Origin of the sequence: Lacinutrix sp. Hel_I_90 (genome assembly GCF_000934685.1) — a bacterium.
GTDB lineage: Bacteria > Bacteroidota > Bacteroidia > Flavobacteriales > Flavobacteriaceae > Lacinutrix.
This window is the reverse complement of the sequence record NZ_JYNQ01000001.1, coordinates 147732-169302: the sequence shown is the minus strand read 5'-3', so window position 1 is coordinate 169302 and position 21571 is coordinate 147732. Positions and strand designations below refer to the sequence as shown.

Here is a 21571-nt window from a genome sequence, read left to right as displayed (position 1 = left end):
CTCAAAACAAAAAAACTATGTCACTTATTAAATTCAACAACACCAACAGATTATTTCCATGGAGTAATACTAGTTTAAAAGATTTTTTAGGTTCAGATGACTTCTTTAATAATGATTTTTTTGAAGAAGACAGTTTAATGCCTGCAATGAATGTAAAAGAAAACACGAATGATTTTCAAATTGAATTTGCTGCTCCAGGATTTAACAAAAAGGATTTTGAAGTAACGATTGAAGATAATGTGCTTCATGTTTACGGTGAAAAAAGCACAAAAGAAGAAGAAAAAGACAATGACTACACACGCAAAGAATTTAGTTATAATTCTTTTAAAAGGTCTTTAACATTACCAAAAACCATTGATTTAGATCAGAAAGTAAAGGCCACTTACAAAGATGGAATACTTCATTTAGATCTTATGAAAAAAGAGGAAGCAGAAAAATTACAAACAAAAAAAATAGTTCAAATTGCTTAATTTTATACTAAGCAGAAAGTAAAAATTATAAATTCCTTTCTGCTTTTTATTTTAGTCAAAAAAATAAAAATTTATGATTACTTCAAAAACAGAAAATATATATTTTGAATGGCTCACTGCAGAAGACATGCATGAAAATTCAAAAAAATGGCTCTCAGAATTACAATTCGTAAAAGATGAACACTTGTTTTTTCAAGACTTAATTACCACTTATACACTACAAATTATTGATTTTGAAGATTTCTCTGACACTAAAGAAATTGTAGACGCCTTAAATAGATCTCAAAAGAAAAACAATGAACTTATTGAAGCCGTTTTAAATCACGAAAAAGACTTGGAAATTATGGTTGATGGTATTGACGATGTAAAGAAAGAGAAACACTATAAAAAACTTCACAGACAGCTTCTAACAAGTGTTAGCGAATATTTATATGACTATAAAAAAGTTAAAACGCAACTCTTCAGTATTGTAAAAGATGTCATGAAAAAAGAGAAGCAACAGCGTCTACTTGATAAACGATAATATTATTCAAATAAATAATGTGCAAAATCTGCAACGCTTTAGATATAAACGACTATGAAATATAGCGCTCTTTTTTTAGTTTTTGTATTACTGTTAGGCTGCTCTACTACCAGACTAAAAGACAGCTGGAGGAATCCCGCCTATAAAGAATTTAATCCTAATAACGTATTAATCATTGGTGTAACTCCAGATTTGGAAACCAGAAATGCGTTTGAATTACAATTAAAAAATGAATTTTATAAAAGGAATATTAAAGCACTTCAAAGCGCTATTGTATTTGAATCTTCATTCAAAGATTCTAAGCAAACCGAAATAGAAATAGAAAACCAAATAGATACCTTATTAAATAAAGGCTACGATACGGTTATTGTCTCTTCTGTTAAAGGAGTAGATGATAAAATAGCTTATGTAAGTGAAACTTCAAAAACAGATTATAATCTTAGAAAATTTAAAACGTATTACTTATTAAGTCAAGACCTCTATTTTAATGATGATTATTATGAAAACTATAAGGTATACCATATAGAAACGTCTCTTTATAATTTAAAAAAGGACAATGAAAAAGCGTTAATTTGGGTTGGCTACTACGATATTATCGATCCGAAAGACACAAAAAAAACAGTAGATAATTATATAAACGCAGTCATTAAGTCTTTAGAAAAAGAGCAGTTGATTCCAAAAAGCACATCACATTAATTTTTGATTATTAGGCACTAGAACTATCGTCTTCATATATAAAGCCTGAGCATCAAGTTGGAGTTCGTATCACATATTCGACGTGCTTTTTACCAGATTTTTAAGGTCTTCCTATGTATATTAATTACTTTGTCATTTAGTTTAAAAAAAAAACCTCTCTTTACCAGGTAAAAAGAGGCGTTTTAAACAAAGCTTACCTCCCAATAAGCCCGTCATACTATTGCTATTATTTAATATTTAAGTTCAATGAAAATACGGTTATAGAAGTCGTGCCAGAACCTGTTAACCGTTGTCCCCAAATTTCTATATACTCATTTGGTGCCAACTCAACTGTACCAGAAATGGAATTACTTGAGATATCAGTGTTGCTATTGATTCGCATTAATGAATTTGTTTCGGTTAATGTGGTATTCCCATTTTTCCTAATGAAGAAAGCATAATAATCACCCGTACCAGAGTTTCCTCTAATAGACAATGCCGCATTGATTTGAAAGGTTCTTGTTTTCTTTCCTAAATAGGTTATTCTATTATCTTGAGGAGAAGCTACTCTTAATAAATTTACGGCGGTAGTTGTATTAGTGTTACTATTACCAACTAAATTAAATGGATTATTATTTGTAACGGTTTGCACAAAACCAAAGGTTATGGGTCCATTAAAATAAATATTACCCGTTGAAACCTGATCTGATTCTACTGGGATTCCAGGACAATTTACGGTCCAAGCGTTAGTAAAATTATAACCAGCATACGAACCTGTTGTATATCTTTTCACATATTGCGTACTGGTACCACTAAAAGTAGTTTGTGTTAGTACTCCAATATTAACTGTTGGATTACTACTCACATCAATCCCAATATTGGCACCATCTATCTTAGAATAGCCCCCCTGCTTTTTAATTAATCCAAAAGTACCAGTGAACGTCTCATAGGTTCCGGAATTATTTATCGACCAAGCAGCATTATTTAATAATAAATCGGTAATATTAGTATAGGTAATGCCGTTTGCATTTCCAGAATATTGAATAACACTAAAAAACACCAAGCCAAAGCCACTTACAGAACCCACTGATGCTGAATTGGCAACTATAGAATCTCTAAAAATTATATTTTGAGTGGTACTACCTGTTAAACCAAAAACAGTGCCTCCCGAAGCAATGAGTGTTAAGGTTTTTATGGTCCCGCCTGTTGTTCCTGTAAACATAATCCCTCCCGATTTAACCAATTTATCTTCATTGGCATCTTTTCCAACTAAATAGGCGTTATTTAGTTCTATAGGGTGCGCTAACGAAATGGTTCCATTTATTTCATATAAGGTATTAGATGATAATAAATATTTAGCCCCTCCTCCCGCGGTAAGTTCTGTACTTAAATCTGCGATAGACTTAATAAGTTTATAGTTATCTCTTACAACAGCATCCATTTTTGTCCACAATGTCGCCTTATAAAAATAAAACGCGTTCTCTGAAATGTCAAAAACAAGCAACCCATTCGCTGGGTTTGAAATTGCCATTCTTTGAGCCGTGGTCATTCGAGGTGTTAAAATCCCGCCAATTGTAGAGTTAATGTCAAGCGCTGATGACGCATCTGGAGACATTGTTCCAATACCCACTTGAGAAAAGGCACCATAGTTACAGCAAATAAAGGCTGCTACTGTATATATAATGAGTTGATGATTAATACTTTTCATATAATATAATATATTACTTTAATTGTTAAGGCCCATGACAAGTACCATTAAGCGAGTTTGGATAATTCTATTTTATTACTTCGATAAAAATTGTTTTTTATTTCTCTGCAATACGCTTCTGCCTCTGCCATATTTTCAAACACCGAAAATGGAGTCCTGGGATCATAAAGTCTTTTATAAGACATTATTAATAATTTTATTCCAATAGAGTTGAGTATAAATGCTTCAGAAATTCTAAGCTTAATTAAAGCTGGTGAGTTAGCAAATAAATTTGCAGCTGACGAACAATAGGTCCCTCTAGAGTTTCTTAAATCAATTAAAAAAGGCATCGCTTTACCCTTGCATAATTTGGTAATGGCATCGATATATAATGCTACTCTTTCAGGTTTTAATTTAAGTTTAGGACTGTCATTATTAAACTGGCAGTAAAGAATATTATTATCAGTCCAAAATTTCGCATATCCAATCTCAATTAAGTTCTCCATACTGAATGTTAGCTTAATGCATTAAATACCATTATTTTATGATCGCAATACGTCATTGCCGCAGTATCATTATTAAATATTGCGTTTGGAACAATCGGGTCGTTTGTAAAATTATAGAGCGATAGATAGGCTTTTAATACAAAGGAATTAACTAAAAAAGTTTTCGAAAGTACTGCTGTATTAATTAGAGCGTTGCTTGACAAAAGCTTAAATAATTTAACAGAAAGCAAAAAATTTACCGCCTGTATATCTATCATAATAGGCATGTATCTATCGTTTGATAATGTTGAAATGGCATTAAAAAACAAAGCTTCAATGTCCTCTTCAAGGCTATGCTCCTCAAAACCATTAGGTATGCTACAATGGATTATATTTTGGTCTACCCAAAATTTAATGTCATTAACTAGATTTTTGTTTTTCATTACTATATGTTTGAAAAACAGAAGACAATAGAAATGCCAAAAATTAAATTCACCTAAATACCACAACTAAAACACCTATAATCAACACTTTAAGAATTATTCAGGAAATTGCATGGAATTCTAATTCATCGGTATAACGTGCATTTTTTAAGATAAAATGCAAATAACACGGTATACCGTTTCTTGCTAAGGTTTCATTATGCCGAGTTTTGTCATTTTATCACGTAGTGTGCTCGGTTTTAATTTAAGTAAGGCAGATGCACTTTCTGCCCCACTAATTTTCCAGTCACAGCGCTCTAACACTTGAAGAATATGATTGCGCTGGGCGGCATCAAAGGATAGATCTTTCTTATTAATTGGTTTTGTTGTATGCGCTGAAGATTCAAAACCTGGAATTACTAGCGTATCACTGGTTGCTAATATTGAAGCACGTTCAATTAAATTCTCCAGTTCTCTAATATTACCAGGCCAATCGTATGCTTTTAGTTTACTCATGGACTCATCAGCGATATATTTTATGTTTTTACCGTAAGCCTTATTAAACTTATCCATAAAATGCTCAACTAGAAAGGGTATATCTTCCACACGTTTCCTTAGTGACGGTACTTCTATAGGAAAGACGTTAAGACGAAAATATAAATCTTCTCTAAACTGTTTTTTCTCTATTGCTTCTTTAAGGTTTCTATTAGTTGCTGCGATGACTCTAACATCTAATTTTTTTGATCCAGTGGTGCCGCCAACCACCTCGATTTCACCCTCTTGTAAAAACCGCAATATTTTGGGTTGCATATCTAAAGGTAACTCTCCAATTTCATCTAAAAACAGGGTACCACCATCTGCTAATTCAAATTTTCCAATTTTATCACTTGTTGCTCCCGTAAAAGAGCCTTTTTTATGTCCAAACAATTCACTTTCCATTAATTCTCTAGGAATCGCAGAACAATTCACTTTTATTAATGGCTTATTATTACGTGAACTCGTATTATGTACAGCTCTTGCTAATAATTCTTTTCCTGTACCAGATTCCCCTATTAATAATACAGTGGCAGTCGTTGGTGCCACTTTTTCAACCTCAGAGAGTACATTACTAAAGGCCTCACTGCCATAAACCATTTCCTCATAATTAAAAACCAAGTCTAACTCATTACGCAAGTACACGTTTTCTTGTTCTAATTGCTCACGTAAAGCGTTCAGTTCACTATTAGCATTAGAGAGTTCTGTGTTTGCCAAAACTAGGTTTTCTTCAGCCACTTTACGCTCATGCCCTTCAACCATTAAGGACACAATACTTGCAATGGACGAGGCAAACTCTTGCTCATCAGCTGTCCATTCTCTAGGTTCGCCAATATGCTCAAAACAAAGAATCCCATAATAGCCTTCTGTACTATTTATGAATACATCCATAAGAGAAGCTATATTATTAGGGATCAGGTAATCTTGAGCTAGTCCTTTTGTAACACTGTCATTTACAACATCAGGAATAAGGATGGCTTGCTCTTTATTTAGCAAATCAAAATAAGTCTTATTATCAGCCATTTTTAATTCAGGACCACTGGTATGTAATCCGTCGCTTAACACAAATAGTTTTTCACAATAAATGGTTGTTTTTTCAGAATTAAAGCTCCAAATACTCACGCGTTCAACGTTTAGTGTTGTCGCTGCTAATTTTGTTATGCTTTGTAAAGCGACATCTAAATCTTCACCTACAAGACGTGCTAATTTTAAAATAACGTCTTTCTTTTGCTTAGACCTAGCAACGTTCTCTTCTAAAATTCTTTTAGCTCTTTCCTCTTCAGAAACATCTTTTACGGTGCCAAACAAAGCAATAACCTCGCCCTTATCATTTTTTATGTTTCCTGATAAAAAGGAAGCCAAGAATTTCTCTCCATTTTTTCTAATAAATTCAAATTGGAAAGAAGATATGTCTCCTGTAGCGACTTTCTCCTTAGTCTTTGACATGTCTTCAAAATCTTCCGTTTTTGCAAAAGGATAAGGCAGGTCAAGCCCTATTAATGCTGCTTCAGAATACCCAAGCATTTCACAGAAAGAATCATTAACCATCATGATTTTACCTTCCAGATTAACAATTAATAAGCCTTCTTGCATAGACATGACGAGATTGTCTGTAAATTCTTTGGCTAATTTTAAATCTAATTCGGCTTTTTTACGCTCGGTAACATCGCGTATGATACCAAGTATTAGTCCGTCTTTTTGGAGCTTAGAAGAAATCTCTACATCAATACGGGTGCCTTTCTTGTGCAAAAATTGTCGGTAAGTAATGATAGAATGTCCTTGCAACAACTTTTGTTTATTTTCAGGATACTGTATGACATCCCCAATAATAATATCTTGAATTTTTAATTTTGAAAATTCACTTTTTGTATAGCCTAAATAATTCAAGGCCGCCTTATTAAAATCATATATCGTTCCATCAAACGAGCAAGTAATTATAATATCACTTGCTTGATTAACTAAAGATTTATAAGATTCATCTTTTTCCTTAACTTCTGCCATGATATTAAATTTCACAATGGCAATCCTGGCTAAACGCACTGCAGAATTTAATTCTTGAATATCTTCTAATGCTGGTGTTTTAATAGTATTACTATAAATTGCAAAAGTACCTAAGACCTCATTTTTTTCTGAAAGAATTGGAATAGACCAGCACGATTTTAAATGGTGTTTTAAAGCAATAGCCTTATAGTCTACCCACAGCGCATCTGTACTTATATCGGATACAATTACAGGCTTTTTAATAAATGCCGAGCGCCCACAAGATCCTACATTTTCTCCTATTGCCACTCTTTCAAGGGCTAACTTGTATGGTTTTGGTAGTGATGGTGCCGAAACAAGATCTAAATGAACACCGTCGTCCTGAAGCACACTTATAGATCCTTTATTTTCAGGATTAACCGATTCATAATTAAGGAGTATATGATTAAAAATTTTTTTAAGTGCTGTATTAGTAGCTATTAAATCTAAAACTTCATTCTCTTTTTTTAATACTTGCTGTGCTTTTGTTCGTTCTAAAACCTCGTTTTCAAGTTCTAAATTTTTTTGCTCTAATTTACTTATAAGACGTTTGCTATAAAGTTTTAACACCTCTTTTTCAGTAAATTTTACTTTTGTAGTTGGTTTAATATTTGGGTTACTATCGGCCAATAAATCACCAACTAAACTGAGTATAACATCTGGATCTGTAGGCTTTCTTAAAAAATGATTGGCACCAAGTTTTAAAGCAAATTCTTCATCTGGTTTTTCGATATAAGTAGACGTGTAAAACACAAAAGGGATGTCTTTATACTCTTTATTTTTCTTACAAGCTTGACAGAACATGTACCCATCCATAACGGGCATTAAAATATCTGAAATAATTAAATCAATACTATTTTTATCTAATATGTCTAAGGCCTCCTTGCCATCTTTGGCTTCAATAACTGTGTAACCAGCTTTCTCGAGTATAACTCTTAGAAAGTAAATGTTTTCAAATATGTCATCAACAATTAAAATTGTTTTCATGTTCAATAATTCAATTATTTAGCCCTATAAATACTTTCCATTTGTTTTACAAACGTATCTGGGTTAATAGGTTTCTCTAAATATCCATCTGCTCCGGCTTCCATGGCCTTTTCTTTATCCCCTCCCATAGCATATGAGGTCACCGCAATTATTGTCGTGTTCTTAGGCAAACCATTATGCCTTAATTTGTTACAAATTTCATAACCATCCATATCTGGCAGTTGTATATCTATTAAGATAATTTCAGGATGATTCTCATGTGCTAATCTTAAGCCATCAACCCCGTTATAAGCCTTAATAACCTTATAATTACTGCTTTCAAGAAGATAGGATAACATATACATGTTTTGCTCGTTATCTTCAATTATTAAAATGCTAGGTTTCATATCATTTGAGGTTTAAAATTTAAATAGTAGCTCCTCAAGTACTAAATATATTACATTTGAGTATAACATTATACTTACAATCTTATTATTTCTTTTGGGGTTGATCTAATGGCAACTTAAAGGTGAAATTACTACCTTTTCCTAATTGACTGTCTACATGAATAGTACCGCCTAATTTTTCAACTAAATTTTTACAAATAGCTAAGCCTAGACCAGTGCCTTCATGTGCTCTACTCAAGCCGCCTTGAAGTTGAATAAAAGGCATAAATAGTTTAACAAGATCCTTTTTACTTATTCCAATACCTTGATCTATAACTTGCGTTATCAATACATTATTTTTCACATCCACTTTAATCAAAATGATTCCCTCTTTTGAAAATTTAATCGCGTTCGAAAGTAAATTTAATAGAATTTGCTCCACCCGTCTTTCATCACTTACCAGTGTGATCGCCATTTCAGTAATTTCAGTAGTCATTTTAAGCCCTTTAGCTGAAGCCTGTGGTAATAAAAAAGCGATAGTCCTTTCTAAAGAACTTAAATAATTAAAAGGATAAAATGATACTTTTAATTTACCTGCTTCAATTTTAGAAATGTCTAAAACATCATTAATTAAACCTAACAAATGCTCCCCACTCGTTTTTACCATCTTTATTTGCTTCTTCTGTTCCTCATTTAATGGTCCAGCTAATTCTTTTAAAAGAATTCCTGTAAAGCCAATAATAGAGTTCATAGGTGTTCTTAACTCATGTGACATGGTTGCCAAAAAAGCAGACTTCATTAAATCTGCCGATTGTGCTTTTACTTTTTCTTTTTCTAATGCCAAAGATTGAGAATTAAGATCCTCTAAGAGGTTTAATAAGGCCTCTTTGCTTTCATTGAGTTCTTCTGTTCTCTCGGCCACCAATTTCTCCAGATCGTTTTTATAAACCAATAATTCTTTTTCGTTATTGAACCGCTCTGTGATATCTTGTATGGTGCCAAACGATTTTATAGGATTCTGGTATTCGTCATAGAATGTTTCACATTGTTCGTTAACATATTTCATTTTTTGGTTACCAAGATCTAAACGGTAAATTATTTGATATGGAGTCTTATTTATTACAGATTCTGTATATGCTTTTAATACCAGCTCTCTATTTTCTGGAGAGACCACATCAAGGAACGTTTCACGAGTGACCGCAAAGGTTTCTGGATTTTTTTCAAATATCCTAAACATTTCTTTAGACCAAGACAATTTATTTGTTTTCATATCCAGCTCCCAACTCCCCAGCTTAGCTATCTGTTGTGCCTGATTTAAGTTAGATTCACTTCTTTCTATTTGACGCCTCGTATTGTCATACATGAACTTTAATTGTGATTCTTGTTTTGCTAGTTTGGTATGCATTAAGGTATTGAATCGTTCGGACTGTCCAGCTAAAAACCAAACCCCCCAACTTCCTAAAATGGCGATTATACAACCAAATATTCCAAACCAGAAAGCTGTATTTAAGGTGTCTTGTAATGGTACAACATAGAGCTTCCATTCACCAAAAGACATTTCTATAGGGACCGCAAAGGTTTTGAAAGACGACACATCGTTTTCAAGAAAAAATTCTTCTTCACCAGTTTCATCATTAACCCTTGATAATTGATACATGAATTGGCTATCACTGGAAGTATCGATATTGAGATCATTAAAAAAAGTAGACAGTTTAGTAACCACTGCCGAAAACCCCACGAATGTGTCATTTATAAAGATGGGTTGCCTGCTTACTATGGCGACGCCACCTTGTTTTAGATTAATTGGACCGGCAATAAAAAAATCTTTTCGCTTTATGGTAGCAATTGCGCCACTACTCGCTTCTTTGCTTGTTAGAATATTAAAACCAATGACTTCATTGTCCTCTATTGGATAAACGTGAGTAATAACCCCCTTACCATTTACCAACTCTACAACATCAAAATATTTATAACGATCTAATAACTCAATGGCTATAGCATCAAAATCTGTGGGAATGCCATTTCTTTCCACAATGTACGCAAGAGTTTTTGTAGCTGAATAGCTATACATAACCAAGGCTTGCAGTTTTTCTTTAATTAAATCTACGCGATTGTTTATCTCCCTTTTTTGTTCATTTTCATTAATTAAATACTTTTGATACGTAATATATTGGGTAATTAAAATTAAAATAATAAATGTTGTAAAACCAGCTACCAAAGGTTTTTTAAAAAAATCATATAACGTGCTACTTTTCATAAAAAAATTTAAAAGGATTATAGGATTTAATCTTCATTTTTTAATTGCATTTCTTTAATTATGGTCTTTAGTTCTTTCATTTTTAATTCTCTACCAACAAACAATTTATTCATGCGCTGTAACTCTTCGTTTTTTAAATTGACCTCTTCTGTTCTAATTTTAACTAATTCTTCTAGTTTAGTTCTATAATTTTCTAACTCTGTTTCTACTTTTTTACGGGTAGTAACATCTCTAATAATACCAATGAGAAATTTATTGCCACTTTCATCGATAAATCGGGTTTTTTTTGTAGAAATAATTTGTTTCTCTTTTCCTTTTAATGTCAAGGTCTCTTCGTTAACATTTTCAATACCAGTAGAAAGCACCTTTTTATCAATCCGTAAAAATACTTCTCTTTCTTCTGGAGATACGTTTTCAGCTAAGGTTTTACCAATTACCGCTTCTCTTTTAAGATTAAAAATGTCACAAAAGACATCATTCACCAAAAGTAAACGACTGTGCTCATCTTTAACAAATAATGGGTCTCCAATATTATTTATAATATTTTTTAGATACGCTTTGTTTTCTTTTAATAGTTTTTCTGCCTGTTTTTGTTCAGTAATATCTAAGGCCATACCAATATAACCATACAAATTATTTTGGGCATCGTAAGTTCCTACCGCTTTTACAGATAACCAAGTGACCTGATTGTTTTCTTTCTGAAACCTGTATTCTGAAACAAACTCTTTTCCATCACGTACTGCTTGTTGCCACTCTTGTAATGTGCGTTCTTTATCCTCGGGATGAATCACCTTAGACCACCCAAAACCCATGGCTTCAATAGACGGTATGCCAGCATATTTTACCCACTCTTCATTTACATAATTGCAGGAGCCAACTTTATCCGTTTGGAATATCCCTACAGGGACATTAGATGATAAATGACGAAATAGTTTTTCATTCTTGATTAACTGATCCGCCACTTTTTTACGACTGGTAATATCTCTAGTAACGCCAAGAAGCGAAATAATGGTTCCTTTATTATCTTTTAATGGCACAGCATGTGTTTCTAACCATCTTTTGGTTCCTTTTAGCCCTTTAATCTCAAACACCAGATGCTCAGTATTTCCTTTAAAAACATCGCTTAAGAGTTTTTTGAAGTTCTCATGGTGCGCAGGAACTATAAGTTTTAAAACAGATTTGCCTTTTACCTCTTCGATACTATCGGCTTCAATCATTTCTAAACCTAAAGGATTTATACTAATTAATTCAGCTTTATCACTTAGCTGTTTTATACATACTGGTTCTGATTCTAATAAGGTTCTCAGCTGATTTTCACTTTCTCTTAAGGCCAATTCCGCCTTTTTCTGTTCAGTAATATCTTTAAAGTAAATGGCTACCCCCTCTTTAGAAGGGTAAATTCTGTTTTCATACCATTTGTCAAAAGGCTCAACATACTCCTCTAAGCGTTGTGTTTTCTGTGTTTCTATAGCTTTGTTACAAACCTCATAAAACGCTAATCCTACTCCCTGAGGAAACTCAGTCCAAATATGTTTTCCTAATAACTGACTTGGTGTTTTACCAAAAAAATCACCTGCTTTTTTATTGACAAACGTATAGCACCAATGTGTATCTAAAGCAATAAAACCATCAGAAATAGTATTTAAAGTAGACTCCAGTTGAGATTCTGTTTTTTTTCCTACTGGTACCTTTTCTACTTTAAGGGTCTTATTTTTAGCGCTATATTTTAATATGGAAAATACATCTCTATTTTGATTGGCACTAAAACCTCTGTTTTTATTTTCTACACCTATATATTTTATATAGCTATAGAGTACTATTGAAAACACTAAAGCCGTGAGAGTTCCGCCTATTAAATGCCCTGTTAATGACGTTCTAAAATCTGGTGTATCATACTTAAGAAGAATATTGAATACAAAAGCGTCAAAAACTAAAACAGAAGCTAAGGCAATAAAAAGAATTAAAAAAAAATAGTTTTTTTTAATTTTATAAATCAAAAATTGATATACTATAATGAGTAAAACACTTTCAAATAATAAGAGGATCGTATTTGTTATAAAATTTTTATAATCTAAAATAAAAAACGCTTTTGATGAATGGGCAGCTATGACGCCTAAAAAACTTTCATTACGATAGGTTATACCAAACCATACTAATAATAAGAAATTAAAAACAAAAACACCTATAATAATCGCTCTTGACCTTTTAACTCCTTCTGTTATATAAATTAATAAAACAGTAAATAATACGGTCGGAAAAACAAGCATTGATTCTGGAAATAAGGTATGCTTCCCCCACAATTCAAAATTTAAATTACTACTAGAAAAAGCTAAAAGACATTGTGCAGCACCCAGTAGCATATATAAGGGCGCCAAACCAAGCAGTGATCTAAGTCTAAATAATAAGAGAATACTTGAAGAAAGAAATAAAAACGCTACCAGTATAGTAGTATATATAGTCATATAATGATTTGATTAAGCTTGGCAGTTACATACTCTTTTTACATATGCCTCCTTTTAATTGGTTATCGGGAGATTAGCAAAATTCAAGACAGTTTAAAATATTATAGAACTATTTCAGCCTATTAAACGCTTATATTAAAGATAACATTTTATTTTTTGTCATAAAAAAATGGAGTTCAAATTTCAATCGATTCCCGCAATTGAATTCCAAAGTAACACAAAAAACATAAACTTATATTGATATAGTTTATTATTTCGTAAATTTTAAAAATCGGGTAATAGTGCGTTAGTCTCAATTCATAAATAAAATTGATAACTAGAAATTCACTTTTGAGGCTCACAATTTAGGCCTACAAGATCTGCAGAATTTTATCGAAGGTCCTTTTAGATGCAGTGTTGTTACCACCGCAAAAAGTTCTAAAAAGATGATTGCTCCCTTACACTTGACTAAAATTAAGATAGAATGTTTAGTATTCCTTATCTTTACAGCGCTTAAAAGAAAAACAGTTGCACTACACTATAATTGACGTTGAAACTACGGGTAGAACCAATCGCATTACTGAGATTTCAGTGTTTAAATATGATGGTAACACAATCATTGACGAATTTACGTCTCTGGTTAATCCTAACTGCTACATCCCAGATCACATTACCGCTTTAACGGGGATTGATAATGGTTTGGTTGCCGATGCTCCTGAATTTAGAGAGATCGCACAACAGCTTTTAAATATTACCGAAAACACCATTTTTGTGGCGCATAATGTGAATTTTGACTACAATGTGATTAGAAACGAATTCAAATTGCTCGCCATAGATTTCGACAGAAAGAAGTTATGTACCGTACGGTTAAGCAGGCATTTATTACCTGGACATCGCTCCTACAGCTTGGGTAAATTATGTAAAGATTTGAAAATCAATGTAGTCAACAGACATCGCGCGCGAGGAGATGCTGAAGCGACCGTAATTCTGTTTCAAAAACTACAGGCCCAAGAAAATGCTGAGAAAGTGTTTGCTGATTTTCTTAACAAAAATAATAAACAGGCTACCTTACCTCCCAACCTACCTAATAAAGTTTTTAATGCCTTACCGAATGCGACAGGCATTTACTATTTTAAAAATAAAAAGGGGAAGATCATTTATGTTGGTAAAGCAAAAGACATCAAAAAGCGCGTGCTGAGTCACTTTTACAGTAAAGCACAAAAATCATTAGATATGGTGCGTGAAACTGCCGATATTGATTATGAATTGTCCGGCAGTGAACTTATTGGGCTGTTAATGGAAGATGCTGCTATTAAAAAGCATTTTCCGCAGTATAACAAAGTGGCTAAAAACACCATCAAAGGGTTTGCTCTATTTAGTTATCAAGACAGAAATGACCTTATACATATGGCAATTAATAATGCAAAAACGACACCAAACCCAATCATTACGTTTTTTAGTATGCGGGAAGCCCGATTGTTTTTAGAACGTATTTGTGAGCAGTTTGATTTATGCCCAAAATTTTGTCATTTGCAAGAAGGGGTTACCCAGTGTTCTCATTACACGATTAAAAACTGTAAAGGCGTTTGTAAAGCTGAAGAGCCCATTGAAAGTTACAACGAACGTGTTACCAATGCCATTTGTGAGATTATAAATCAAAATAAAGATGTGGTTCTAAAAGAAAAAGGAAGACATGCACAAGAAGCGGCCTTTGTACTCATTAAAAACGGCACGTATTTAGGCTATGGTTTTATAGATAAAGACGAACAGATTTCTCATGAAGCCCAATTAGAATCTTTTTTAATTAGACAAAAAGATAATAACGAGGTGCAAAAAATATTGCGAACCGTATTACTAAATTCAGCCCAAGTATGACTTGGATCATACTACAACTCATCGTTGATTTTGGATTAATCGTGTTAATCTGGATGGTTCAATTACTCATCTATCCTTCTTTTAAATACCTCAATAAGGAAGCATTATTTAGTTGGCATAATCGCTACACCATGCGTATAGCTTTTGTTGTTATTCCGCTTATGTTTTCACAATTAGCATTAACACTTTTTAGTTGTTTTAAAAACACAACATTGCTTTCCTGTTTGCATTTGATTTTAGTCCTTTTGGCTTGGGTTACAACCTTTGGCATTTTTGTACCTATTCATAAAAAGCTTTCTAATAACAATAGTAACCCACAGTTATTACAGAAACTAGTAAACTATAATTGGCTTCGTGTTATTATTTGGAATGCTGTGTTTGCCGTATTAGTTATTCAAATAAATAATTATTAAATAAAAGCCAAACACAATACTTAGGCACAATTAGTGTTCTACATTTTCTATATTTGAACTTTAAATAAAAATGATGAAATATTTTTTTACATTGATTATAGGTTGTCTTGCGCTTAGCTTACATGCGCAAAACAAGGCTTTCCATGCAGATGAAAAGCTAACCTTTACAGCGGGTTACAGCATGTCTGGTATAATGACTGATTTTGCTCAAATTACGATGGAAACCAGTACGGTTAAAACAAAATCGGCGACACTCTTACGTCTAAAATGCAAAGCGACCACCTATTCTAAATGGGATAACTATTTTAAAATTAGAGATCTGTATGAAAGTTATGTAAGCCCGAGTAATATAACACCCTATTTATACAAACGTGAAATTGATGAAGGCGGCTATTATAAGTTTGTGAAATATAATTTCAACCACAAATCGAAAACCGTTAAAAGTTTAATTCGCAAAAAAAGCAAAAAATCTGAATCTGGTTTTTGGGATACCAATAACACTGTAAAAATCAAAAGTGAAACAAGAGATATTGTTTCAACGCTATATTATCTAAGAACATTAGACATTAAAAAAGCGTCTCCAGGGGACAGTGATACCTTTAATGTGCTATTCGACAATAAAGAAACTAAGATGTCTTTTACTTACGTCAAAAAAGAAACTATTAGTACCGCCATTGGTAAAAAAGAATGCTATAAATTAAAAATAAGTGCCGCGGGCACTGATGCTTTAAAAGGTGGTGATAATTTTCTTTGGCTTACTGCAGATGAAAATAAAATTCCGGTCTATGCAAAATTTAAAATTGCTGTAGGTAGTGGAGAATTAAAAATTAAAAGTGCATCAGGCTTAAAAAATTAAATATCATGAGAAAATTAAGTATTATTTTAGGGTTTATATTTGCTGTGTTAGGCATTATCTTAACTGTTTTACCACTCTATAACTTTGCTTTTATTCCTGCCATTTTAGCCTTTGTATTTGGCTTAATTGCTTTTCTAAAATCTAGAGGTGAGAATAAACCACAACATACCGTACAACTCATTTTTCTATTAACAATTATCACCTTAGCATTAGCCACCTATAAATCTGTTACAACGGTCACAGAAGTTGGAAACACAGAGCAACTGGAACAACGTGATCAGGAATCAAAAGAAGAGGCTATCGAAGAATTAGAAGATATTGAAATTGATATTGAAGAAATAGACGACATCGATATTTCTGAGTAAGGTAATCTTTTATTTTGTACTAAATTATATATTTATGACAGTCAAATTTTTATACATGAAGCCCTTAGTCATATTTAGCATCTTAACTTTTATTGGCTCATGTGCAGAAACTAAATACACAACAAAAATTGAAAACTTAAAAAATGGTATACAAATCACAGATAGTACACTTATAAATAAGTATTCAAAAACCATTACCGCCGAAGAGTTAAAAATCAATCTATACAGTTTCGCTTCTGAAAATTTTGAAGGTCGAGGTGTTGGAGAACAAGGCCAAAAAAAGGCAAGCACTTTCTTAAAAAATTTCTACATCAAAGAAGGTATTAATCCGGGAGTCAACGACTCGACGTATTACCAAAGTATTCCTTCAGACTTTCTCCCCAAGGGTATTAATACCACAGAAAACGTATTAGCCTATATTAAAGGCAAAGAAAAGCCTGATGAAGTCCTTATCATTTCTGGACATTTAGATCATTTAGGTAAAGAAAATAACAAGATACATTTTGGGGCAGACGATAATGGTTCAGGTTCAATGGCCATATTAGAAATAGCACAAGCTTTTAAAGCGGCAGAAAAAGCAGGACATTCTCCAAAACGTAGCATCTTGTTCTTACACCTTACTGCAGAAGAAATTGGTCTTCAAGGCTCACTTTATTATGTTAAAAATCCTCTTTTTCCATTAAATAAAACCATTGCTAATTTAAATATAGACATGATTGGGCGTGTCGATAAATCACATAAAGACAACCCAAATTATATTTATATTATTGGAGCAGATAGAATAAGTAAGGAACTTCATTTTATTTCAGAAAAAACAAACAATACCTTTTCTAATTTAAAATTAGATTATAAGTATAACAACGAAAAGGATCCCAATAATTACTACTACAGAAGCGACCACTATAACTTTGCAAAACATAATGTTCCAGTCATATTTTATTTTAATGGCGAACATGCAGACTATCATAAACCAACAGACACTCCAGATAAAATCAACTACGCATTATTAACGAAACGTACAAAGCTCATTTTCGCTACGGCATGGCAATTGGCAAACAGGCCGTCATTTTTAAAACATAATACTGAGTTATAAACCTGTTAAAATATGTTAAAGAGAATGGGTTTAGGCCTTAATTTCATGTACATTTACAATATATAAACTTTATATCTATCTAATGAAAAGAGTATTATCCTTTTTTACTATTGCTACAATTTTAGTCGCTTGCGGCTCAACCAGCAGTCCTAGTAAAGTAGAAAAAACAACTGAGGTTTCTGCAAATCCTGTAACCTATGCAGAAACGATAACCGCTACTGATTTAAAAACATTATTGTACACCTACGCTTCAGACGAGTTTCAAGGTCGTGAAACGGGAGAGGAAGGTCAGAAAATGGCTGTAAATTTCCTTAAAGAACAGTATATTGAAGATGGCATTCCTGCAGCTAAATCAGATGGAAATTATTTTCAAAATGTTCCATTAGAAGTTTTGTCTGCTCCAAATGTAAGCTTTTCAATTGATGGAAAAACCTTTACGGCAATTGATGATTATGTTTCTGTAACCTCAAGTAATAACGCTGTTGTAAACACAGACGAAGTCGTTTATGCAGGTTATGGTATTGAAGACGAAAAATATTCAGATTATGAAACTATAGATGTAAAAGGTAAAATCGTCCTATTTAAATCTGGTGAACCTAGAAATGCCGAAGGTATATTTACGGTTTCAGGCACCAATGAAGCCTCAAAATGGTCCAACTTTCGTCAGCAATTTGCTTCTAAAAAAGAGCTTGCTGAAAAAAAAGGTGCCAAAGCTGTTTTGTTTTACTACCCTGAAGTTTATGCTATGGCAGCTGCTCGTTTTGGTGGGTCTAGTGGCCGCATGGCTTTAGCTGGAAATGCAGATGACATGATGTACTTTATTATAAACGACAACATCGGTAAAACTTTAGTTAACGACATAGAAACTAATGATAAAGCACAGTTATTAAGTACAAACATCTCAATAGATTATAAAAACAATTCTAAAGAAATTACTTCAGAAAATGTTGCAGCAATTATTCGTGGTAGTGAAAAACCAGACGAGTATATTATTATTTCTGCACACTTAGATCATGAAGGTATAAAAGACGGAAAAATTTATAACGGAGCAGACGATGATGGTTCTGGTACCGTTGCCGTGCTTGAAATAGCAGAAGCGTTTGCAAAAGCAAAGGCAGACGGTAATGGTCCAAAACGTTCTCTTGTTTTTCTTAATGTAACAGGGGAAGAAAAAGGCCTTTTAGGTTCTAAATATTATACCGATGTAGATCCTATTTTTCCTTTAGCCAATACGGTTGCAGATCTTAACATTGATATGATTGGTCGTACAGATCCAAATCGTGAAAAGAAAAATAGAAATTATGTATACCTTATTGGAAGTGATAAATTAAGTTCAGAGTTGCACAACATCTCAGAAATGGTGAACACCAAATACATGAATATCGATCTGGATTATACTTTTAATGCTGATAATGATCCAAACCGTTTTTACTACAGAAGTGATCACTATAACTTTGCAAAAAACAATATTCCTGTTATATTCTATTTTAATGGTACACACGAAGATTATCACCAACCTGGTGATACACCAGATAAAATACAGTACGATTTGTTAGAAAACAGAACGCGTTTAGTATTTTACACTGCTTGGGAATTAGCGAATAGAGACGCAAAAATTGTTGTGGATAAAGTTGTAGAGTAAATTAAGTGACGTTCTATTAAAATGGTGTCATTTCAACTACTAAGTCATTACGATATCACTCTAATCAATTAGGGACGCGCATTGCTAGTATAAAAAAAAGGTTCAAGAAAAACTAAATCGTTTTTCCTGAACCTTTTTTTTGTTATTGTATTTGTATAATGAAACAACTACGCTATTCTCAAAACCGAAGACCATAATGCTTCAAACAAGCAAATATTGCGAGTAATTATAAATACCAAGTTAATTCCGCTATTTAATAAAGGATCAAACACTCTAAATATTGGAAAAGATGTTATTATTTTACCAAATGACTATTTATTTTTTTACAATCTTAAAACAAAACGCAAGTTCTTATAATTTCTCCATGTATTCCAAACAGAATGACAGCCTAAAGCCCTTATATTTAGATGGTTTTATTTCCAAAACCTATCTGCCGGCTAAAAATAAAACAGCTTTAGATGGGGAGTTTGAAGTGATTATGGCGTTCTAAAAATAGAAGCATGGGCATAAAATTTCATTTTTAATATAAATTATTAAAAAAATACTTTGTAGAAAATATTTAATAAATTACATTTGCACTCGCATTAGCAATAGTGCGTTAAATGGTGGTTGTAGCTCAGCTGGTTAGAGTATCGGTTTGTGGTACCGAGGGTCGCCGGTTCGAACCCGGTCTTCCACCCAAAAAGCAAAAAGTCTTCAATAGTTATTGAAGACTTTTTTTGTGACTTAAAGTTAGACTTTTAACTGTTTTATTTTAGATCAAAAAGACTATCTACAGCAACATAGCGCTCTACTGTAAAGCCTTCTGCGTGTTCCACACCTACCAGTCTTCCTAAATCTCTTGCACGATAAGCAATACTGTCTATAAAGGTTTTACTAGTAATTGGAGTTTCAGGATCTTTACTATTAGGGTCATAAAATTGTGTTTTGTAAGCTTTCACAGATTCCATTTTGGTCTCTATAAAACCTGAAACATCAACCAAGACATCTGGTGTCAAGGGTTGCCATTGAATGTAGTGGTACACTAGTTTTGGTCTCCATTTTTCTTGAGGTATTCCATCTAACTGCGTTTCAATTTTTAACAAGCCACTTAAAAAACAGGCATCACTTACGAGTTTGCTTCCCTTTCCATGATCGATATGCCTGTCTTCAATAGCATTACAAAGCACTAACTCTGGTTGATACTTACGTATCATTTTTATAACCGCTATCTGATGTGCTTTATCATTTATAAAAAAACCGTCCGCAAAGCCTAAATTTTCTCGTACAGTTAGGCCTAAAATTTTCCCTGAAGCAGCAGCTTCACGGTCTCTCGTTTCAGCAGTACCACGCGTTCCTAATTCTCCTCTTGTTAAATCGACTATTCCTACTGTTTTACCCTCACTAACTGCTTTTGCAAGGGTTGCACCTGCTCCTAATTCTACATCGTCAGGATGTGCTCCAAAGGCTAATATGTCTAATTTCATTGAAAATTTATTTTACATTCCCATAAATACGGAAATCTTATTAAGTATTTATTTAAGTTTCTCGACCCTTTAGGACCATTAAGGATACTTGCTATCTAACCCAATCGTTTTGTTCTTTCTCTGTTAAAAAGGACCAGGCTACTACTCTACTCTTTTTGTTGCCTTGGGCCATATCTATCGTTTTAACACTGGTTGCTCCTAATTTAGCTAAGGATGTATACATCGATTTAATGTGCGCTTTATTAGAAACTAATGACGTATACCAATGGCATTGTTTTTTGAATAATGAACTTTCATATAAATAGGTATGTAAAAAAGCCTTTTCTCCTCCTTTAAACCACAATTCGTTGGCCTTACCTGCAAAATTTCTAGTTACTGAACCTGTTTCTTTTCCTAATCCTATGAGTTTCCTTTTTGTGGCTTCTAATGCTTCTGATTTATTTTTATAGAATGGCGGATTACACAGACTCGCATCAAAACGATCAGTTTTAGTGATTATATTTTCAAAAACATGTGCTACCTCTTTTTGTTTTCTAAGTTGAATATTTGCTGTTAATTTGTTTTCACTGATTATTTTTTCGGCGAAAACGAGCGCCGTTTCATCACAATCTGAAGCTACAAAATTCCAATTGTATTCTGCGTTCCCCAGTAAGGGATAAATACAACTTGCTCCTGTACCAATATCTAAAACGGTAACCTTCTGATTAATTTTTGAAGCCTGTAGCAGGTCGTTTATGACATGTATGTAATCGGCACGACCAGGAATTGGTGGGCATAAATTCGCGTTTGGGAACTCCCAAAAATGAATGTCATAATCTGCTTTTAAAAGAGCAGTGTTAAGCATTTTTACAGCCTTTGGGTTCGCAAAATCTATGGTTTCAGTGCCCTGTTTATTAACGGACACATGACTTTCTAATTCTGGTAAAACGCTGATTAGTTTTTCAAAATTGTAGCCCGTATTATGTTTGTTATTTTTATGCAAGTAAAAGCGATTAT

The 21571-nt window shown here is 33.0% G+C and carries 19 protein-coding genes and 1 tRNA gene; 11 read left to right on the top strand and 9 right to left on the bottom strand.

Going from position 1 to position 21571, the window contains the following annotated elements; translation table 11 throughout:
- Window positions 1–17: 17 nt before the first annotated feature.
- From GQ46_RS00705 to GQ46_RS00695, 3 genes are all read left to right on the top strand, one after another.
- Window positions 18–470 carry an Hsp20/alpha crystallin family protein gene (locus tag GQ46_RS00705; protein WP_044397455.1) on the top strand — a complete coding sequence of 151 codons (453 nt, stop codon included), beginning with the start codon at window positions 18–20 and terminating at the stop codon, window positions 468–470.
- A gap of 73 nt (window positions 471–543) precedes the next feature.
- Window positions 544–993, top strand: coding sequence for a hypothetical protein (locus GQ46_RS00700; protein ID WP_044397453.1), 450 nt, complete (start codon window positions 544–546; stop codon window positions 991–993).
- 54 nt (window positions 994–1047) lie between these two features.
- Window positions 1048–1689, top strand: coding sequence for a hypothetical protein (locus tag GQ46_RS00695; RefSeq protein ID WP_044397452.1), 642 nt, complete (start codon window positions 1048–1050; stop codon window positions 1687–1689).
- Window positions 1690–1915: 226 nt separating this feature from the next.
- Here GQ46_RS00695 and GQ46_RS00690 read toward each other — a convergent pair whose 3' ends face one another.
- The 7 genes from GQ46_RS00690 to GQ46_RS00660 form a co-directional block, all read right to left on the bottom strand.
- Entirely contained in the window at window positions 1916–3376 is a 1461-nt protein-coding gene (locus GQ46_RS00690) for a hypothetical protein (RefSeq protein WP_044397451.1), read from the bottom strand.
- Between the two features lie 47 nt (window positions 3377–3423).
- Window positions 3424–3861 carry a hypothetical protein gene (locus GQ46_RS00685; RefSeq protein WP_044397450.1) on the bottom strand — a complete coding sequence of 146 codons (438 nt, stop codon included), beginning with the start codon at window positions 3859–3861 and terminating at the stop codon, window positions 3424–3426.
- An 8-nt stretch (window positions 3862–3869) separates the two neighbouring features.
- The gene (locus GQ46_RS00680; protein WP_044397449.1) at window positions 3870–4283 is read right to left on the bottom strand and encodes a hypothetical protein; all 414 of its coding nucleotides are present in this window, start codon (window positions 4281–4283) and stop codon (window positions 3870–3872) included.
- 186 nt (window positions 4284–4469) lie between these two features.
- Window positions 4470–7802: a sigma 54-interacting transcriptional regulator gene (locus GQ46_RS17325; protein WP_082041687.1), complete on the bottom strand. Its 3333-nt coding sequence runs from the start codon at window positions 7800–7802 to the stop codon at window positions 4470–4472.
- Window positions 7803–7816: 14 nt separating this feature from the next.
- Window positions 7817–8188, bottom strand: coding sequence for a response regulator (locus tag GQ46_RS00670; protein ID WP_044397447.1), 372 nt, complete (start codon window positions 8186–8188; stop codon window positions 7817–7819).
- Window positions 8189–8273: 85 nt separating this feature from the next.
- Window positions 8274–10424 carry an ATP-binding protein gene (locus tag GQ46_RS16980; RefSeq protein ID WP_052503366.1) on the bottom strand — a complete coding sequence of 717 codons (2151 nt, stop codon included), beginning with the start codon at window positions 10422–10424 and terminating at the stop codon, window positions 8274–8276.
- 26 nt (window positions 10425–10450) lie between these two features.
- A complete protein-coding gene (locus tag GQ46_RS00660; protein ID WP_082041686.1) occupies window positions 10451–12886 on the bottom strand; it encodes a PAS domain S-box protein in 2436 nt (811 codons plus the stop codon).
- A 507-nt stretch (window positions 12887–13393) separates the two neighbouring features.
- Here GQ46_RS00660 and GQ46_RS00655 point away from each other — a divergent pair.
- The 8 genes from GQ46_RS00655 to GQ46_RS00620 all read left to right on the top strand — a co-directional run bounded on the left by GQ46_RS00655 (window position 13394) and on the right by GQ46_RS00620 (window position 19789).
- Entirely contained in the window at window positions 13394–14740 is a 1347-nt protein-coding gene (locus GQ46_RS00655; protein WP_044397445.1) for an exonuclease domain-containing protein, read from the top strand.
- Window positions 14737–15153 carry a hypothetical protein gene (locus GQ46_RS00650; protein ID WP_044397444.1) on the top strand — a complete coding sequence of 139 codons (417 nt, stop codon included), beginning with the start codon at window positions 14737–14739 and terminating at the stop codon, window positions 15151–15153. Before GQ46_RS00655 ends, GQ46_RS00650 begins: the two co-directional genes overlap by 4 nt.
- Window positions 15154–15223: 70 nt before the next feature.
- Complete coding sequence (locus GQ46_RS00645) at window positions 15224–16009, top strand: DUF3108 domain-containing protein (protein ID WP_231567300.1); 786 nt, start codon at window positions 15224–15226, stop codon at window positions 16007–16009.
- Between the two features lie 5 nt (window positions 16010–16014).
- The gene (locus GQ46_RS00640; protein WP_044397441.1) at window positions 16015–16374 is read left to right on the top strand and encodes a hypothetical protein; all 360 of its coding nucleotides are present in this window, start codon (window positions 16015–16017) and stop codon (window positions 16372–16374) included.
- Window positions 16375–16429: 55 nt separating this feature from the next.
- The gene (locus tag GQ46_RS00635) at window positions 16430–17467 is read left to right on the top strand and encodes a M28 family peptidase (protein ID WP_044404321.1); all 1038 of its coding nucleotides are present in this window, start codon (window positions 16430–16432) and stop codon (window positions 17465–17467) included.
- Window positions 17468–17549: 82 nt separating this feature from the next.
- The gene (locus GQ46_RS00630) at window positions 17550–19109 is read left to right on the top strand and encodes a M28 family peptidase (RefSeq protein ID WP_044397440.1); all 1560 of its coding nucleotides are present in this window, start codon (window positions 17550–17552) and stop codon (window positions 19107–19109) included.
- Window positions 19110–19398: 289 nt separating this feature from the next.
- On the top strand, window positions 19399–19599 hold the full coding sequence (locus GQ46_RS00625; protein WP_044397439.1) for a hypothetical protein: 201 nt from the start codon (window positions 19399–19401) through the stop codon (window positions 19597–19599).
- Between the two features lie 114 nt (window positions 19600–19713).
- Window positions 19714–19789 (top strand) — tRNA-His (locus GQ46_RS00620).
- 69 nt (window positions 19790–19858) lie between these two features.
- Here GQ46_RS00620 and bshB1 read toward each other — a convergent pair.
- A complete protein-coding gene (bshB1, locus tag GQ46_RS00615) occupies window positions 19859–20575 on the bottom strand; it encodes a bacillithiol biosynthesis deacetylase BshB1 (protein WP_044397438.1) in 717 nt (238 codons plus the stop codon).
- 91 nt (window positions 20576–20666) lie between these two features.
- Window positions 20667–21557 carry a 23S rRNA (adenine(1618)-N(6))-methyltransferase RlmF gene (rlmF, locus tag GQ46_RS00610; RefSeq protein ID WP_082041685.1) on the bottom strand — a complete coding sequence of 297 codons (891 nt, stop codon included), beginning with the start codon at window positions 21555–21557 and terminating at the stop codon, window positions 20667–20669.
- Window positions 21558–21571: the final 14 nt, after the last annotated feature.